Origin of the sequence: Pseudoxanthobacter soli DSM 19599 (assembly GCF_900148505.1) — a bacterium.
Taxonomy (GTDB): Bacteria; Pseudomonadota; Alphaproteobacteria; order Rhizobiales; family Segnochrobactraceae; genus Pseudoxanthobacter; species Pseudoxanthobacter soli.
Genome location: NZ_FRXO01000002.1, coordinates 277,300 through 295,271, shown reverse-complemented (window position 1 = coordinate 295,271; position 17,972 = coordinate 277,300). Strand labels below are relative to the sequence as shown.

Genomic DNA, 17,972 nt, shown 5'->3' with positions numbered 1-17,972 from the left:
CGGTTGGTCTTTTCGGTGCCGAAGCGTCCGCGCGGAATGCCGGGCGCTGCCGATTGCCGCAGAAGGGCGCGCGGTTCAGTGCACCGCGAGCATCCGTTCGACCGCGAGGCGTGCCCGGCCGGCGGTCTCAGGGTCGAGCTCCACGGGGTGCTCCATGCGCTCCAGCGCGCGCCGGATGTTGGCGAGCGTGATCCGCCGCATGTGCGGGCAGAGATTGCAGGGGCGCACGAAATCGACCGCCGGGTTGTCGACGGCGATGTTGTCGGCCATCGAGCATTCGGTGATCAGCACCACCCGAGGCGGCTGGCGCTCGGTGACGTAGTCGGCCATCGCGGCGGTGGAGCCGGCGAAATCGGCTTCGGCCACCACTTCCGGCGGGCATTCGGGGTGCGCCAGCACCACGACGCCGGGATGGTTCTCGCGCAGCGCCCGGATGTCCTCGGCCGAGAAGCGCTCGTGCACCTCGCAATGGCCCTTCCAGGTGATGAACTGGATGTGGGGCAGCTCGGCGGCGATGTTGCGGGCGAGGTACTCGTCCGGCAGCATGATGACGCGGTCGACGCCGAGGGACTCGATCACCTTGCGGGCGTTGCCGGAGGTGCAGCAGATGTCGGATTCCGCCTTCACCTCCGCCGTGGTGTTGACATAGGTCACCACGGGCACGCCGGGATAGCGCGCCTTGAGCAGCCGGATGTCGGCGGCCGTGATCGAGGTGGCGAGCGAGCAGCCGGCCTCGGTGTCGGGGATCAGCACCGTCTTGTCCGGATTGAGCAGCTTCGCGGTCTCGGCCATGAAGTGCACGCCGGCCAGCACGATCACGTCCGCATCCGCCCCGACGGCTTCGCGGGCGAGGGCGAGACTGTCGCCCACGATGTCCGAGACCGTGTGGAAGATCTCCGGGGCCTGATAGTTGTGGGCGAGGATGACCGCGTTGCGCTCCTGCTTCAGGCGCAGGATCGCCTCGATGTCCGCCGCCAGGGCAGGCCACTCGAACGCCGGCACGTGGCGGCGCACGCGCTCGTAGAGGTGCGGCAGCGGCATCGCCTCGCGGGCGTCGGCGGAGACTTCGGCGGCTGGGACGGCGACGTTCATGGCGGCGCTCTCGGTTTACGGTGTTATGCTCGAATTGAGCATATGGGGGCCCAAAAAAACCGGATCCCGGAAAGCGGCGCCTGCGACGGCGGCCGCTCGTGGACCCGATACCCTTATGCTAATTATGAGCATAAGAACGTCAAGCCCCTGCCGCAGAAATTTTGCCGCCGCATCATCGCGTCGGGCCGGGCGCGGGATGTCGGCGGGTGTGGGCACGCCCGGCCAGCGGGATCGCGTTCGCGGCGCCTCAGGGCACGCAAAAGGGGCCGCAGCGTTTGCCGCGGCCCCCTGGTGTTTCCTGAACTGGACCGTGTGCGGCTGTTGCGCGTCAGCCTTCCGCGCCTGCCGGCGGGGCGGACGCGGCGCTGGCGGCGGCGCCCGCGATCGCCTGCTTCACCTCTTCGGTGATTTCCGTCTTGCCGTCGGACTCGATGCGCACGGTGACGATGTTGTTGCTGAGTTCGAGGCCGGCTTCCTCGAACGCCTTGGTCAGCGCGACATAGGCCTGCCGCTTGACCAGGAACAGGTCGTTCGGCCGCGTCATGAACTTCACGCGGATGGTGACGCCGGAGCTGTCGATTTCCGACACGCCCTGGGACTTGATGGGCGCCAGGAACTTCGGGCCGAGTTCCGGATCGCCCGCCAGGCGCTCGCCCACTTTCTTGATCACCTTGCGCACCTTCTCAACGTCCGTTCCGAACGGGAACTTGAACGGCAGCTTGGCGACCTGCCAGTCGCGCGAGAAGTTGGTGATCTGCTTGATGCCGCTGAACGGAATGGTCTGCAGCTGGCCGTTCTGGTGGCGCAGCTGGAACGAGCGGATCGAGATGCGCTCCACCACGCCCTTCGCAGAACCGATGTCGACATATTCGCCGACGCGGAAGGCGTCGTCGACGAGGAAGAATGCGCCCGACATGATGTCGTGAACCAGCGTCTGCGATCCGAAGCCGATGGCGAGGCCGAGGATGCCGGCGCCCGCGAACAGCGGCGCGACCTGAACGCCGAGTTCCGACAGCACCATCAGTGCCGAGACGCAGAGCACCGCGGCGAGCAGGAACACCCGTACCAGCGGCAGCAGGGTCGCAATGCGCGACTGGCCGGCGGCGAGCGGCTGGTCGCCGTCGAGGTCGACCGCGACGACGCCGGGAATGGCGCCCTCCATCGCGAGCTTGCGTTCGATGCCGATGCGGATCGACTCGTAGACGATGTAGCCGAACAGGCAGATGAGGCCGACCTTGATCGCCGTGATGCCCGCGCCGGAGCGGGCGAACGACAGACCCCAGGTCTCGAGCAGCAGGGCGAGCGCGATGAGCGTGATCGCCAACGCGGACGCGGTATAGGCAAGGTCGCGGAAGTCCGGCAGGCGCCGGCCGGCCGGGCCGCCCACGCGCAGTTCCGGACTGCGACGCACGATCTGCGCCAGAACGAGGCGGGCGATGCCCTGCAGGCCGAGCCCGGCGAACACCAGCAGCACCGGCACCACCACCAGCTCCGCACCGCCGCGGGCATCGAGCAGCACCTCCACGGCGCGGACGGCCCAGGCGGCGACGAAGTACAGGATGGCGACCGCCCACCAGTTGCGGGCGAGCCAGCCGGCGAACCCGGTGGAGCGCCAGCCAAGCGCCTTGGTCACGGAACGGCGTTCGGTGACGCAGAGCACGACGAGGAGCAGCAGCAGGAGAACGCTCAGAACCAGCGACGCGATGTGACGCGGCTCGCGCGGCAACTGCAGCAGATGCAGCCAGAAGTCCATGCCGACCACGACCGCGAACAGCGCCGCGAACAGCGTCAGGCCACGTCCGAGGCTGCGGGCCTCGCGATCCTCGAGATGCACGATGCGGTATTCCGGCAGGCCGGGGGTGATCACGGTGCGGAACATGGACGCCGCGGCTCGGACCCCGGCAAAGCACATCAGCACGGTGAGCGCCGTGCCGTGCTCCAGGTCGTGCCCCTTGTCGAGCAGTTCGAGCACCACGAGGCCGACGATCAGCACGACAGCGGTTCCGACCAGCCAGATCGCGGCCCGCCGAAGCAGGAAGGCGATGCGCGTGTTGGTCTCGATCTGCTGTCCCGCCGGGGCGCCGACCGGGCGGCCGATCGCCCAGCGCTCGAGCGGAATGGCGATCACGAGGCCGGCGACGATCCCGATGAGGGCGATGCCGATGCCGTCCATCACCCACCGGTCGACCTCGCCGTAGGGCTCCTCACGGTCGAGTGCGGCCTTGAGGTCGGACGGGAACGTCTTCAGCGCGCCCATGGCCGCCCTGAACTTCCCGCGCAGCTCGCCCATCGTGGTGACGAAATCAGCCTCGTCGGCCTGCACGTCGGCGTCGAGTTTCTGTTCCAGATCCTTGGATGCGGCCGTGGATTCGGCTTTGGGGGCTGGCGCTGCGGCCGGCGCGGCCTGCGCAACCGGCGGGGCCGCCGCGGGCGTGGCTGCCGGCGCTTCCGTCGGGACGGGCGTCGCCGCCAAGGCCGCCGTGGCCGACAGGCCCGAGACCGGGCCGGCTGCGAAAAGGGCGACCATGAGTGCGGCGAGCAGCGCCGCGACCGAGCGTGTCGGCTTGCAAACTGTCCGGCTGGACATCGAATTCCCCAAAATGCGCCGCCGGATGCCGGAAGGCGCCCCCAAGATCAACAAATGTTTATCGGCCGTCGGAACCGCCGTCGATAGGGCGAAACGCGCCTTGATTACCCATTTTGGGTAACTGAGCGGACTATACGCGCGACAGCGGCAGCCGCACGCCGGGGGTCAGCCGTTCCAGCACCACTTCACGGCGGAACCGCACCAGCCGCGCGGGGCGTCCGCCGGTGTTGGAGGCGGTCTCTCCGGTCTCCTCCACCAGCCCCTGCGCTTCCACCAGCCGGCGGAAATTCTGCTTGTGAAGGCGCACCCCGGAAAGGGCTTCCACGGTGCCCTGGAGATCGGAGAGCGTGAAGCTCGGCGGCATCAGCTCGAAGATCACCGGGCGGTACTTGATCTTGCCGCGCAGCCGGCCGATGGCGATCGCGAGCATCCGCCGGTGGTCGAGCGCCATCGCGGCGCCTGGCGCCAGGTCTTCCGCCGGCGGCGGTGCCTCGCCGCGGTCTTGCCAGGCCTCGGCGACGAGCCCAGCTTCGTAGAGCAGCTCGTAACGGTCGAGCACGCGCTCCTCATTCCACGCGGGCGCGGTGCCGAAGCCGAACGTCAGGCCGAGCCGCTCCTGACGCGCCTGTCGCATGGCCGGGCTCGGCGCCTCCGCCTGCCAGGCGAGCAGCCGCGGTTCGATGCGGTCGAGGGCGGCCGGGCGGCCGGCACGCCAGTCCTCGTGCGGCAGGAAGGCATACCAGTCCCGCCACACCGCGTCCGCCGCGCCCGCCGGCTTCACCTCGCGGACGAGGGCGAGATAGGCGATGGCGAGGGCATAGACGGCATTGCGGCCCGCCTCCGTCCGGTCGCGGTCGGAGAAGGTGTAGAGCTGTTCGACATAGCCGAGGGTCTGATTGGTGAGCCGCCCGACCCAGGCGCGCACGCCCATCTCCAGCGTCCGGTGCTCGCGCTCCAGCGGGCCGGAGGGAAGCGCATCCGGACAGTCCGGGCGGCGGACGGCCAGCACGCGCGGCTCGCGCGCCGAGGCAGCGATCACGACGGCACTGAGCGTGACGGACGGCATTCCCATCGCGCCGCCTGCCATCGGCACCGCGGCGGCGGAGGGCTGGTCTGGAACTGGCGGGGCTGGCTCGGTGGTCATCGTCGGCGGTCTGGTTCCTCTTCGGCGGTTTGGCAGCAGCGGCTCGCGTTCGGGCGGCTCCCGCTCGGGCGATCTGCGCCCGGTGGAAGCGTGCCTTCGGCACCGCCCCACGCCGCCGGAAGCAGCGGTGGCAGGATAGCGGAACGCCCGGCCCCGCGCCGGGTTTTCCTGCGCGCAGCCGCGGCTTCCCACAACCTTGGCCGGTCCGGCTCGCTCCGCGATCGGGCGGCGGATGAAATCTGGTCCCAACGCCCGGCCGATTCTGCCATGGTGATCGACGCTATCTTCGGCGTGACAGCGTTTTGCGACAGGCGAGAGAGACCATGACGGGAGACGAGACCGGCGCGGCAGCGGCGGGGCCGGGCGCCACGCACGAGTTCGAGGGCAGGGTGGTGCTCGTCAGCGGCGGCAGTTCCGGCATCGGGCGGGCCACGGCGCTGGCTTTTGCGCGCCGGGGTGCCTCGGTGGTGGTCGCGGGTCGCGACCGGCCGCGCGGCGAGGAGGTGGCGGCCGCCTGCGCCGCGCTCGGCGCCCATGCCGCGTTCGTCGCCGCCGACCTGTCCGTTCCCGACGCGGCGGCCAAGATGGTGGAGCGCGCCCGCGCCGCCTTCGGCCGGCTCGACATCGCCTTCAACAATGCCGGCATCCAGGAAGCGGCGGCGCCGCTCGCCGAGCAGCCGGACGCGGTGTTCGAGGCGGTGTTCGGCCTCAACGTCCGTGCGGTGTTCCTGGCGATGAAGGCCGAGATCGCGGCGATGCGCGAACTCGGCGCCGGCGTCATCATCAACAACGCTTCGGTGTCCGGCTCGCGCAACCCGAACGGCGGCCTCGCGCTCTATTCGGCCTCCAAGGCGGCGGTGCTGTCGATGACGCGCACCGCGGCGCTGGAATACGGGCCCGCCGGCATCCGCATCAATGCGATCTCGCCCGGCCGGGTCGACACGCCGCTGATGCAAACGGCTGCCGCCAATCTCGGCCTGCCGGTCGAGCGCATCGCCGCCTCGCTTCCCGCCCGCCGGGTCGGCCGGCCCGAGGATGCCGCCGAGGCCGTGGTCTGGCTCGCCTCCGATGCCGCCTCGTTCGTCTTCGGCCACGATCTGGCCGTCGACGGCGGCTTCCTCGCCTCCTAGGCGCCCGGCAAGGGCGACGGCGCGGGCATTCAGGCCCGCGCGCGGATCATCGGATAGGCGCGCTTCACCGTCACCGCGACGGCGGTCGCGACCACCGCCTTGACGATGTCGCCGGGCACGAACACCGCCGATCCGGCGATGGCGGTCCAGAGCGGGATCTTCGCGGAAAGCGCGACCCACGGCACGCCGATCAGATAGACGACGCCGATGCCGCCGACGACGTTGAAGACGAAGCCGAGCAGGGCGCCGACCTGCCGCCAGAACGTCTCGAACAGCGCGCCGACCACGAACGCGGCGACCGGCCAGGAGAACAGGAAGCCGGCGGTCGGCCCGAAGAACACCGCCAACCCGCCATTGCCGCCGGCGAGCAGCGGCAGTCCGGCCGCGACCAGCAGCAGGAACAGCACCAGCGCCAGGCATCCCCGCCGCGCGCCGAGAATCGAGCCCGCCAGCATCGGCCCGAGCGATTGCGCCGTGATCGGCACGCCCGCGAGCGGCATGGTGATCGGCGGAAACAGCGCCAGCGCGGCCGTGATGGCGGCGAACAGCGCGATGAGGACGATATCCCGGGTGGTCAAGGTCGGCTCCTGTCGGATCGCGCCCGGCGACGCGGCGCAGGATCGAAGCCGCGCGCGTCGATGGCGTCTGCAATGTCATCGGCCATTTTCAGCGCGCGGACAATCACCGGCAGCGCGACCGCGACGAGGCTGCGTTCGAGGCCGCGCGCGCGCTGCGCCTCCCGCACCTCACGGGTGATCTCCGCGATCAGGGGAATGAAGCGGAACGCCAGCGAAACGGCGAGCGCGATGCGGGCGGAGGACATCCCGATGCGGTCGAGCGGCGAAAGCAGCCGCTCCAGCGTGGCGATGATGGCGGATGTCCGCGTGGTCAGGGTCACGAGCGCGGCGAGCAGCACCAGCGCAAAAAGGCGCAGGGCCACCTCAAGGCCGGTCAGCCACTGGCCGAGCGCGGCCTGCACCGCGAGCAGCACCACGGCGATCCAGACGAAGCGCCGCATTTCGGTGAGGAGCCCGCGCACGCCAAGGCCGGCGACGAAATAGAGCGCGCAGACCGCGGCCATTCCCACGGCGAGCCATCGCCAGTCGGTGGCGAGGAAGGCGAGCGTGCCGGCCGCGGCGAGCACCGCGAGCTTCGCCCCGGCCGGCAGGCGGTGGAGCGGTGAGCCCTCCGGCCGGGCCGCGCCTCCGGTCACGACATCATCCCGACATAACGGGCAAGCGCGGGCGAGGGCGCGTCGTCGACCGCCACCCGGCCGCCTTCGATCACCACCACCCGGTCGAACTCCGCCACGAGGTCGAGATCGTGGGTGACGACGACGACCGGCTGCGGCAGCGAGGCGATCGCCTCGGCGATGCGCCGCTTGTTGCGCAGGTCGAGCAGCGTGGTCGGCTCGTCGAGCACGAGATAATCGGGCTCCATCACCAGCACGCCCGAGATGGCCAGCAGCTGCTTTTCGCCGCCGGAAAGCAGGTGCGCCGGCTGCTGGCGCAGCGCCGTCAGGTTCCACCGGTCGAGCGCCGCATCCACCCGGGCGGCGATCTCCGGCTTCGAAAGCCCGCGGTTCTTCAGCCCGAAGGCGAGGTCTTCCTCCACCACGGGAAACACGATCTGGTTGTCGGGGTTCTGGAACACGAAGCCGACCTTGCGGCGCACCGCCTTGCCGTCGGCGCGGGTGTCGAGGCCGTCCACCAGCACCCGGCCGCGGGCCGGCAGCACCAGCCCGTTCAGAAGGCGCGCGAACGTGCTCTTGCCCGAACCGTTGGAGCCCACCACCGCGATGCGGCGCTCGTCCAGCGAAAGGTCGACGCCGTCGAGCACGGGGCGGTCGCCGAAGCTGTGGGAGACGTGTTCGACACGGATCATGAAGGGCGCAACCCGCCTCCGGCTTCGCGAGACAGCGCCCGCCCGGAGTGTGGCCCGGGCCTCCCCGGCCGGCGTTCTCGTCCGGTCGGGAAGGCGGTGCGTTGGCGCGGGTCCTGCTTTGGCGCGATCGGGCGGCCGGTGCAAGTCCCGCCGGCACGGCGGCCCCCGAAAAGTCCCGCCGGCTACGGGGTTGCCGGCCGGCGGGGCAGGGGCGTCGCGCGTCAGATCATCTTCTTCTGCTGCAGATAGGCCTGGAAGCGGTCGAAGGTGCCGTCCGGATACTGGAACCAGAACGCCTCCTGGGACCGGAACGGCTTCCACTGGTCGTAGACCTTCTTGAAGTTGGCGTTCTCGGCGCAGACCTCGGTGTAGACTTCCTCGGCCGCCTTGAACGAGGCCTCAAGGATTTCGGCGGAATAGGGCAGCACCTTGGTGCCGAGGCCATAGAGCTTCTTGAGCGCGCCGGGGTTCAGCGCGTCGTACTTGGCGAGCATGGTTTCGTTGGCCAGCGCCGCGCCGGCGCGGAGCGCCGCCTGATAGTGCTTCGGCAGTTCCTCCCACTTCGCCTTGTTGACGAAGGCGTGGATCGAGGGGCCGCCTTCCCACCAGCCGGGATAGTAGTAGTAGGGCGCGACCCGGTAGAAGCCGAGCTTCTCGTCGTCGTAGGGGCCGACCCACTCGGCCGCGTCGATGGTGCCGCGCTCGAGCGCGGGATAGATGTCGCCGCCCGCGATCTGCTGCGGCACGGCGCCGAGCTTGGCCATGACGCGGCCCGCGAAGCCGGCGATGCGCATCTTGAGGCCCTTGAAGTCCTCCGGCGACTTCACCTCCTTGCGGAACCAGCCGCCCATCTGCGCGCCGGTGTTGCCGGCCACCAGGCCCTTCACGTTGAAGGTGGCGAAGAACTCGTCGAGGATCTGGTTGCCGCCGCCTTCCAGCAGCCAGGAATTCTGCTGGCGGGCATTGAGGCCGAACGGGATCGAGGTGGCGATGGCGAAGGTCGGATCCTTGCCGACATAGTAGTACGAGCAGGTGTGGCACATCTCGACGGTGTTGTTCGACACCGCGTCGAGCGCCTGCAGACCGGGAACGATCTCGCCGGCGGCGAACACCTGGATGTCGAACTGGCCGTCGGTGGCCTCGCGCACGGAATTCGCCAGCACCTCGGCGCCGCCATAGATGGTGTCGAGCGATTTCGGGAAGCTGGAGGTCAGGCGCCACTTCGTCTGCGGCTGGGCGCGCACGACGGCGGGCATCGCCACGGTTGCGGAGGCGGCGACGCCGGCGAGACCGGCCGTCGTGAGGAATTTGCGACGTTCCATCTGGGAGTTTCCTCGTGTTCGGCGCCTCTTTGAGGCGGCATTCCTGGAGCCTGTGTTTCGAGGCCGTATCTTTTGATTGCCTGGCGGAGAGAACCGCCCCGGCCCGTGGCAGCACGGGCGCGCTGGCGTGGGGCCGGACGGCTCCGCCGGTTGATTTAGACCGGCGGAGCCACCGGATTGCAACCTCTGACTTGCATGGTCGGGGGGTGATCGGAACAGGTCCGCCCGCGGCGCCGGACGGACCGGCATCGCGGGCGGACTGAAGCCCGGAGGGGAGGCTCCCCGGGCCTTGTGGGCGTCAGCTCAGGATGTCGACATCCTTGGTTTCGCGGACGAACAGCATGCCGATCACGAACGTCGCCGAGGCGATGATGATCGGGTACCAGAGGCCGTCATAGATGTTGCCGGTTGCGGCCACGATGGCGAAGGCCATCGGGGGCAGGAAGCCGCCGAACCAGCCGTTGCCGATGTGATAAGGCAGCGACATCGAGGTGTAGCGGATCGCGGTCGGAAACATCTCGACGAGCATCGCGGCGATCGGGCCGTAGACCATGGTGACGAACAGCACCAGGATCGTGAGCATCAGCACCGTCATGCCCCAGTTGAGCTGCGCCGGATCGGCGGCCGTCGGGTAGCCGGCGGCATTGACGGCGGCGGTCATCTGGGTGCCGAACGCCGCGGTCTTCGCCTTCAGTTCGTCGGCCGGCAGGCCATGTCCGTCGAAGCTCTGGATTTCCGTGTCGCCGATCTTCACCGAGGCGACCGTTCCCGGCACGGCGGCGACGTTGGAATAGTTCACCGAGCGCTTGGCGAGGAACGCCTTGGCGATGTCGCACGAGGTCAGGAAGGCCGAGGTGCCGACCGGGTTGAACTGGAACGAGCATTCGGCCGGATTGGCGACCACCGTCACCGGTGCACTGGTCTGGGCCGCCTCCAGCGCCGGGTTGGCGTAGTGGGTGATGGCCTTGAAGATCGGGAAGTAGGTCAGCGCGGCGATCAGGCAGCCGGCCATGATGATCGGCTTGCGGCCGATGCGGTCGGAAAGCCAGCCGAAGAACAGGAAGAAAGGCGTGCCGATGGCAAGCGCGACGGCGATCATGATGTTCGCGGTGCTGGGGTCGACCTTCAGCGTCTGGGTGAGGAAGAACAGCGCGTAGAACTGGCCCGTGTACCACACCACCGCCTGGCCCGCCGTCAGGCCGATCAGGGCGAGGATGACGATCTTCAGGTTCTTCCAGTTGCCGAAGGCGTCGGTCAGCGGCTGCTTGGAGGCCTTGCCCTCCTCCTTCATCTTCTTGAACACCGGGCTCTCGTTGAGCTGAAGGCGGATCCAGACGGAGATGCCGAGCAGGATGATCGAGACCAGGAACGGAATGCGCCAGCCCCAGGACGCGAACGCCTCCTCGCCGATCCAGGTGCGCACGCCGAGGATGACGAGCAGCGACAGGAACAGGCCGAGGGTGGCGGTCGTCTGGATGAAGCTGGTGTAGAAGCCGCGGCGGCCGTTCGGCGCGTGCTCGGCCACATAGGTCGCCGCACCGCCATATTCACCGCCGAGCGCAAGGCCCTGGACGAGGCGGAGCAGGATGAGAATGACCGGGGCGAGCAGGCCGATCGAGGCATAGGACGGCAGGATGCCGACCACGAAGGTCGAGATGCCCATCAGCAGGATGGTGATCAGGAAGGTGTACTTGCGGCCGACGATGTCGCCGAGCCGGCCGAACACGATCGCGCCGAACGGGCGCACCGCGAAGCCCGCGGCAAAGGCGAGCAGTGCGAAGATGAACGCCGCTGTCTCGTTCACGCCCGAGAAGAACTGGGCCGCGATGATGGCCGAGAGGGAGCCGTAGAGATAGAAGTCGTACCACTCGAACACGGTGCCGAGCGACGACGCGAAGATGACGCGCCTTTCGGCGGAGGTCATCGGTCGTACGCTATGCGGCGGAGCCGTCGCAGATGAGACATTGGCCATGGTCGATATCCTCCTTCGCGCGCTCTTGGTCGTCCCGTCGCGCCGTTTGCGGGCGCAATGACGCGATTTCGCTGCGGCAGATGCCGGCGCGAGGGCGGATGCGGACACGAGTCGGCAATCCCGCCCGCGCAGCACGACGGCCGCGAAGCGAATTCGGTCGTTCGGTTCGGCTTCGAATGCCGGTCCGCCATGCCTCGCATGATCGGCCGGTGGGCGGTCCTCCCGTTGAACCCGGCGGGCGCCGCCCGCGCCACCGTGTTCTCGCCGGCATTTCGCCGGCATTCTTGCTGATCGCCGCCATACGTTGGGCAACGTGCAATAACCGTAACAAACCTCTTCAGCGTGCGCGATTCAGACCTTAGGCTTAGATGAGCCGTGCATTGGGCGCGTCCGGTGCCCGAAAGTCGCCGGGAAAGGCCGGGAACGCGCTCGACGGGCGTTTGCAATGCTGTCAGGCTCGCTCCGCCACGCCTTCCGGGCGCCCGCGAATCTCGTGCCCCGCGAATCTCGTGCCCTGCGAATCTCCTGCCCTGTCGAATCGTCCGTCCCTCTCCGAGGCGCCTATGAGTTCTCCCGCCCATCTTCCGCCACTGTCTTCCGGCGAGCGGGCCGGGCGCCTGCGCGATCTCTGGCCCCTCAGCATCGAGACCGACCGCGAGGTCTGGACGGTGCTCCTGCTCGCCTCGGTGGGCGGCCTCGCCATCGCCTTCATGGTCGATTGGGTCCACGCCCTCGTCGCGCTGCTGCAGACCGTCCTGTTCGGTGCGTCCATCGACAGCGACGGCGGCGACGGCATCGCGCGGTGGCGGCTCCTGGTGGTGCCGATCCTCGGCTCTCTGGTGCTCGGCAGCGTCCTGGTGTTTCTCGAGAGGCGCAAGCTGCTGGCGATCACCGACCCGGTCGAGGCGAACGCGCTGGAAGGGGGGCGGATGTCGGCGTCCCAGACGCTGATCTTCGTGGGCCTTTCCACCATCTCCATCAGCATCGGCGGCTCGGTCGGCTTCGAGGCGGCGATGAGCCAGCTCGGTGCCGGGCTCCTCAGCGTCATCGGCCAGAGGCTCGGGCTGCCGCGCCGGGCGCTGCGCTGCCTCGTTGCCTGCGGAACGGCGGCGGGCATCGCCGCCATCTTCGACGCTCCGCTCACCGGCACCATCTACGCCCTCGAACTGGTGATCGGCGGCTACGGCGTCCGCGCCCTGCTGCCGACGCTGCTCGCCGGGGCGACCTCCGGCCTCGTCACCCACTTCCTGGTCGGGCCGCAGCCGATCTTCCAGATGCCGCCGATGAGCCAGCCGGAACTCTGGCATTATGTCACCGCCATCGGGCTCGCCGTCGCCGGCAGCGTCGTCGGCATCGCGGTGATGCGCGGCGCGACCGGATTCGAGGCGCTGCTGGCCCGGCGCAAGGTGCCGAAGCTGCTGCGGCCCTTGGCCGGCGGCATTTGCCTCGGCGTGCTCGCATTCGTCGCCTGGCAGGTCATCGGCCCCGGCCATCTCGTGCTGCAGGGCATCATCCGCGATCTGCCGGCGCCGGGCTGGCTCGCGGTGCTGCTCGTCGCCAAGATCGCGGCGTCGGTGGTGTGCGTCGGGTCCGGATTCCGCGGCGGCCTGTTTTCCGCGTCGCTGCTGATCGGCGGCATCCTCGGCGCGCTGGCGCATGTGCTGGTGATCGCGCCGATCGTCGGGCCGTCGGCAAGCCCGGAACTCTCCATCGCCGTCGGCATGACGGCGGTGTGCGCCTCGGTGATCGGCACGCCCGTCGCGATCCTCATCCTGGCGATCGAGACCACCGGGCTTCACGTCGGCATCGTCGCGGTGGCGCTCGGCGTCGTCATCGCCAGCCACCTGACGCGCCGCTGGTTCGGCTATTCGTTCTCCACCTGGAAATTCCACCTGCGCGGCCAGGATCTGTCCGGCCCGCGCGATATCGGGCGGCTGAAGGAACTCACCTTCGCCGATGCCCCTCTGATCGATCCGCCGCGGTTGCTCGGCGAGGAGCGCATCCGCGACGTCGCGCAGAAACGCGCTGACTGGATCGCCGCCGACGGCGCCATGCCGGAGATGATGGCGGTCGTCACCGAGCAGGGCGTGTTCGTCGGCTTCCTGCGCCACGACCGTCTGATCGAGGCGGCGGCGGAGACGCCGGACCTGCCGGTGGCGATGATCGCGGATCATCCCAAGGCGTGCGCCCGGGTCGACGATCCCCTGTCGAGCCAGGTCGAGATCGCGGAGGCGGCGTTCGGCGGCTGGTTCGCCGTGGTGGACCGCGACGACCGCCTCGTCGGGTTCGCGCCCGAGGCGGCGGTGCTGCGGCGCTATCTCAGCGAACTCAAGGCCGCCGACCAGGACGACACGGCGCCGTTCCCGCCTCCGCCCCGGTGAGGAGCCCCGCTCCGGCGAGGCCATCCCCTCCGGCGAGCCCCCGCGCCTTCACGAACGCCAGAACGCGCCGGTGAACAGCACCAGCACGGTCATGATCTCCAGGCGGCCGAGCAGCATCGCGACGGTCAGCACGACCGTGGCGAAATCGTCGAGCGGCGCGAACGTCCCCGCCGGGCCGATCAGTGGACCGATGCCCGGGCCGACATTGCAGAACGCCGTCGCGACACCGGAAAGGCTCGTCATCAGGTCGAGCCCCGAGACGGTGCACAACAGCAGCGACATCACCACGATCAGCCCGACGAAGGCGATCAGGAACACCACGACGGATTCGAACACCTCTGGTTCCACCACCCGGTCGCCATAGCGCATCGGCACCACGCTGTTGGGGTAGAGCAGGCGCTGCACCGAGCGGCTGAGCGCCTGCCAGAGGATCACGAGCCGGTAGATCTTGATGCCGCCCGCCGTCGAGCCCGAGCAGCCGCCGACGAAGGTCAGGAAGAAGAAGATGCCGACCGAGAGCGGCCCCCACACGGTGTAGTCCTGCGAGACGAAGCCCGTGGTCGTCACGACCGAGACCACGTTGAAGGTCGCGTGGGTCAGCGCGTCGAAGAAGCCGTGCTGGTCGCCCCACCAGCGCCACAGCGCCAGTGCAAGCGACGAGAACACGATGATGCCGAAGAACGTCCTCACCTGAACGTCGCGGAACAGCGCCGTGCGGCGGTGGAAGGCGAGCCCGATCAGAAGGATCAGCGGCACGCCGCCCGTCATCATGAAGAACGAGGCGACCCACAGGATCGCCGGGCTGTCGAAGGCACCGAACGAGGCATCGTGGGTGGAGACGCCGCCGGTCGACACGGTCGCGAGCGCATGGGTGATGGCGTCGAACGGCGTCATGCCGAGCACGGCGTAGGCGAACGCGCACAGGAAGATCAGGCCGAGATAGATGCCGCACAGCGCGGCGGTGATCTGGATCATGCGCGGCATGATCTTGTCGGAGCGGTCGGACGATTCGGTGCGGAACAGCTGCATGCCGCCGATGCGCAGGAACGGGAACAGGAACAGGCCGATGGCGATGATGCCGATGCCGCCGATGCCCTGCAGCATCGCCCGCCACAGCAGGATGCCGCGCGGCAGCCTGTCGAGGCCCACGAGGATGGTGGAGCCGGTCGTCGTCAGCCCCGACATCGATTCGAACACGGCCTCGGCGAAGGTGATCCTCACCTCGGAGAAATAGAACGGCAGCGCGCAGACGATGGCCGTCACCACCCACAGCACCGTCGTCATCAGGAAGCCGAACCGCACGGTGAAACGGGGCATCGGGTGGCGGGTGGCGACGATGCCGAGGATCGAAAGGCCTGCGACCACGGCCGCCGAGGCCACGAACACCTGCCAGTCCAAATGCCGGTCATAGAGATCGACGGCCGCCGGGATCAGCATCGCCGCCGCCATCACCAGGGTGAAGAAGCACGTGATGTAGAGCGTCGGGCGGAGATATTGGACGGCCTGCATGGGGATCCGTTCGGCGGCGGTACGCTCGGGCGGGCGGCGGCGCGCCGGGCCGCCGCTTCCTGCCTCTTTCTTCGGGGATCGCACGGCGCTTCGCAAGAGAGCCGGCGGTGCGCCGGGTGGTCCGGGCGGGCTTCCGCGGCCGCCGTTCCCATGAAAACCGCGGCGGACCGCCTTCAACCGCGTCCGCACGGTTGACGAGGCCACGCATTTCGGTCAGAGAACCTGCGTCGCCCGCAGGATGCGCATGGTCATGGTCCGTCAGGACAGCTTCGACATCGCCCGCCTTTTCGCCCGTGCCCCCCGGCACGGCCGCGACATGGCGCGTGCGCGCATCTCCGTGGTTCGCCCGATCGCCGCGACGCGCGGCGCCGCTCTCAAAACGTCCGGCACCAAAACGCTCAAGACGACGACGGCTTGATGCCTCCCCGCGCTCCGACCGGCTCTCCCCCGGGGCACGAGGGGGGAGGATGGTCGCTCGCGGCGTCTGGACGACGCGGGATGCGGCCGGCGGGAGAGGGATTTCAAGGAGACTGATCCAATGGGCTATTCGGTTGCAGTCGTCGGCGCCACCGGCAATGTGGGCCGCGAGATGCTGGACATCCTGGAAGAGCGCGGCTTCCCGGCCGACGAGGTGATCGCGGTCGCCTCGCGCCGCAGCCAGGGCACCGAGGTTTCGTTCGGCGACCGCACGCTCAAGGTGAAGGCGATCGAGAACGTCGACTTCTCCAAGGTCGACATCTGCCTGATGTCGGCAGGCGGCGCGGTGTCCAAGGAATGGTCGCCGAAGATCGCCGCGGCCGGCGCCGTCGTGATCGATAATTCCTCGACCTGGCGCATGGACCCCGACGTCCCGCTGATCGTGCCGGAGGTCAACGCGGACGCCATCGTCGGCTTCCGCAAGAAGGGCATCATCGCCAACCCGAACTGCTCGACCGCCCAGCTCGTGGTCGCGCTGAAGCCGATCCACGACCGGGCGCGCATCCGCCGCGTGGTGGTGTCGACCTACCAGTCGGTCTCCGGCGCCGGCAAGGAGGCGATGGACGAGCTGTTCGAGCAGACCCGGGCGGTGTTCGTCTCCGACCCGGTGGAGACCAAGAAGTTCCCGAAGCGGATCGCCTTCAACGTGATCCCGCACATCGATGTCTTCATGGACGACGGCTTCACCAAGGAAGAGTGGAAGATGACCGTCGAGACCAAGAAGATCCTCGATCCGAAGATCAAGCTCACGGCCACCTGCGTCCGCGTGCCGGTGTTCGTGTCGCATTCCGAGGCGGTGTCGCTCGAGCTCGAAAGCCCGCTTTCGGCCGACGAGGCCCGCGAGATCCTGCGCGAGGCGCCGGGCTGCCTCGTCGTCGACAAGCGCGAGCCGGGCGGCTACGTCACGCCCTACGAGGCGACCGGCGAGGACGCGACCTATATCAGCCGCATCCGCGAGGACCCGACCGTCGACAACGGCCTCGCGATGTGGATCGTCTCCGACAATCTGCGCAAGGGCGCTGCGCTCAACGCCGTGCAGATCGCCGAAGTGCTGATCAACCGCAAGCTGATCGAGGCCAAGCAGCAGGCGGCGTGACAGACGCGGGCGGGCATCGCTCCGCCGCACGGGGCACGCCCCAGACGGAATGAACGGCCCGGCGCACCCACGCGCCGGGCCGTTTTTCGTTGCGGATGACCCCGCCGCTAGAGCGCTTTCCGATCTGATGGACTCATCAGATCGACAAGAAATCGCTCCAGCTTCAAAAGCTTGAGCATATCCTTTTCGTTCAGATCCTTCGATCTGAACGGGATATGCTCTAAGCGCTTTCCGATCTGATGGACTCATCAGATCGACAAGAAATCGCTCCAGCTTCAAAAGCTTGAGCATATCAGGGGATCAGCCGGTCCGCCCGCAGCCGCTCGAACAGCGCGAAGAAGGCGTCGTCCGTCGGCTGGTAATGGCTGAAGCCAAGCCGCCGGCTCTTCGACATGTCGGTGACGACCTCGATCGGCCGGCCGAGGTCGGCATCGGTGTGCCAGGGCGAGGCGAGGCGGCCAAGGTCCGGCTCGGCGAGGCCGTGGCGGGCGGCGAGGTCGCGCCAGATCGCGGCGTCGTCCTTCATCTGCTCGTCGAGCGGCCGCACGATGCCGTCGAACGGCTCGGCCTCGATGCCGAACCACTCCGCGATCCGGCCCCACATCCAGCTCCAGCGGAAGATGTCGCCGTTGACGACGTTGAACGCCTCGTTGGCGGCGGCGGGCGTCGTGGCCGCCCACAGCATGTGGCGGCCGAGCTGGCGCGCGTCCGTCATGTCGGTGAGGCCGTTCCACTGCGCCTCCACGCCGGGAAACCGGAACGGCCGGCCGGTGGCCTTGCAGATCGAGGCGTGGACCGCGAGCGTCGTGCCCATGTTCATGGCGTTGCCGACCGCCTTGCCGATCACGGTATGCGGCCGGTGGATGCTCCAGGTGAAGCCGTCGCTCGCGGCGGCCCGGAACACCTCGTCCTCCTGGGCATAATAGAAATTGTCGATGTCGAGCCGGCCCTGGTCCTCGCGGAACGGGGTCTGCGGCAGCCTGCCCTTGCCGTAGGCCTCGAACGGTCCGAGATAGTGCTTGAGGCCGGTGACGAGCGCGACGTGGCGCACCGTTCCGGCGGGCCGCAGCGCGTCGAGCAGGTTGCGCACCATCGCGGCGTTGACGCGGATGTTCTCCGCCTCCGTCGCCTGCCGCAGCCACGTCGCGATGAAGACGTGGGTCGGCGCGATGCCGGAAAGCGCGTCGCCGAGCGTCGCCGGGTCGAGCAGGTTGCCGGCGATCGCGGTCACGCCCGCCTGCGCGGCCGGCCGGCGCGCCAGGCCGTAGACCGGCCAGCCGGCTTCGGTCAGGATTTCCGCCGTGGCGCCGCCGATGATCCCGCTGGCGCCCACGACCAGGGCCTTGTTCGACATGTCGTCCTCCCTTGATGTGTTTCA

At 68.7% G+C, this 17,972-nt stretch carries 14 protein-coding genes; 4 read left to right on the top strand and 10 right to left on the bottom strand.

Going from position 1 to position 17,972, the window contains the following annotated elements:
* Nucleotides 1-75: 75 nt before the first annotated feature.
* From nadA to BUF17_RS05785, 3 genes are all read right to left on the bottom strand, one after another.
* Nucleotides 76-1,041: a quinolinate synthase NadA gene (gene nadA, locus BUF17_RS05800; RefSeq protein ID WP_073627174.1), complete on the bottom strand. Its 966-nt coding sequence runs from the start codon at nt 1,039-1,041 to the stop codon at nt 76-78.
* 379 nt (nt 1,042-1,420) lie between these two features.
* Complete coding sequence (locus BUF17_RS05795) at nt 1,421-3,679, bottom strand: mechanosensitive ion channel family protein (RefSeq protein ID WP_139282432.1); 2,259 nt, start codon at nt 3,677-3,679, stop codon at nt 1,421-1,423.
* A gap of 130 nt (nt 3,680-3,809) precedes the next feature.
* Nucleotides 3,810-4,823 (bottom strand): NUDIX hydrolase, encoded by a 1,014-nt coding sequence (locus BUF17_RS05785; RefSeq protein ID WP_428977627.1) that lies wholly within the window; start codon nt 4,821-4,823, stop codon nt 3,810-3,812.
* Between the two features lie 323 nt (nt 4,824-5,146).
* On the opposite strand from BUF17_RS05785, the gene BUF17_RS05780 reads away from it, so the two are divergent.
* Entirely contained in the window at nt 5,147-5,953 is an 807-nt protein-coding gene (locus BUF17_RS05780; RefSeq protein WP_073626516.1) for an SDR family NAD(P)-dependent oxidoreductase, read from the top strand.
* A 29-nt stretch (nt 5,954-5,982) separates the two neighbouring features.
* Here the strand turns inward: BUF17_RS05780 and BUF17_RS05775 are convergent, their stop codons facing one another.
* The 5 genes from BUF17_RS05775 to BUF17_RS05755 form a co-directional block, all read right to left on the bottom strand.
* Nucleotides 5,983-6,531: a biotin transporter BioY gene (locus BUF17_RS05775; protein WP_073626513.1), complete on the bottom strand. Its 549-nt coding sequence runs from the start codon at nt 6,529-6,531 to the stop codon at nt 5,983-5,985.
* Entirely contained in the window at nt 6,528-7,166 is a 639-nt protein-coding gene (locus BUF17_RS05770; protein ID WP_073626511.1) for an energy-coupling factor transporter transmembrane component T family protein, read from the bottom strand. The genes BUF17_RS05775 and BUF17_RS05770 overlap by 4 nt, the downstream gene beginning before the upstream one ends.
* A complete protein-coding gene (locus BUF17_RS05765; RefSeq protein ID WP_073626509.1) occupies nt 7,163-7,837 on the bottom strand; it encodes an energy-coupling factor ABC transporter ATP-binding protein in 675 nt (224 codons plus the stop codon). The genes BUF17_RS05770 and BUF17_RS05765 overlap by 4 nt, the downstream gene beginning before the upstream one ends.
* 221 nt (nt 7,838-8,058) lie before the next feature.
* Nucleotides 8,059-9,159: a TRAP transporter substrate-binding protein gene (locus tag BUF17_RS05760; protein WP_073626507.1), complete on the bottom strand. Its 1,101-nt coding sequence runs from the start codon at nt 9,157-9,159 to the stop codon at nt 8,059-8,061.
* 298 nt (nt 9,160-9,457) lie between these two features.
* Nucleotides 9,458-11,083 carry an MFS transporter gene (locus BUF17_RS05755; RefSeq protein WP_084564112.1) on the bottom strand — a complete coding sequence of 542 codons (1,626 nt, stop codon included), beginning with the start codon at nt 11,081-11,083 and terminating at the stop codon, nt 9,458-9,460.
* Nucleotides 11,084-11,694: 611 nt separating this feature from the next.
* On the opposite strand from BUF17_RS05755, the gene BUF17_RS05750 reads away from it, so the two are divergent.
* The gene (locus BUF17_RS05750; RefSeq protein WP_073626503.1) at nt 11,695-13,512 is read left to right on the top strand and encodes a chloride channel protein; all 1,818 of its coding nucleotides are present in this window, start codon (nt 11,695-11,697) and stop codon (nt 13,510-13,512) included.
* Between the two features lie 48 nt (nt 13,513-13,560).
* Here BUF17_RS05750 and BUF17_RS05745 read toward each other — a convergent pair whose 3' ends face one another.
* Nucleotides 13,561-15,021: a TrkH family potassium uptake protein gene (locus BUF17_RS05745; RefSeq protein WP_073626501.1), complete on the bottom strand. Its 1,461-nt coding sequence runs from the start codon at nt 15,019-15,021 to the stop codon at nt 13,561-13,563.
* Between the two features lie 250 nt (nt 15,022-15,271).
* On the opposite strand from BUF17_RS05745, the gene BUF17_RS22850 reads away from it, so the two are divergent.
* Both BUF17_RS22850 and BUF17_RS05740 read left to right on the top strand, forming a co-directional pair.
* Nucleotides 15,272-15,439 (top strand): hypothetical protein, encoded by a 168-nt coding sequence (locus BUF17_RS22850; protein ID WP_175563618.1) that lies wholly within the window; start codon nt 15,272-15,274, stop codon nt 15,437-15,439.
* A 120-nt stretch (nt 15,440-15,559) separates the two neighbouring features.
* A complete protein-coding gene (locus BUF17_RS05740; protein ID WP_073626499.1) occupies nt 15,560-16,594 on the top strand; it encodes an aspartate-semialdehyde dehydrogenase in 1,035 nt (344 codons plus the stop codon).
* A gap of 292 nt (nt 16,595-16,886) precedes the next feature.
* Here BUF17_RS05740 and BUF17_RS05735 read toward each other — a convergent pair whose 3' ends face one another.
* Nucleotides 16,887-17,948, bottom strand: a complete 1,062-nt coding sequence (locus BUF17_RS05735; RefSeq protein WP_073626497.1) for an SDR family oxidoreductase — start codon at nt 17,946-17,948, stop codon at nt 16,887-16,889.
* Nucleotides 17,949-17,972 lie beyond the last annotated feature (24 nt).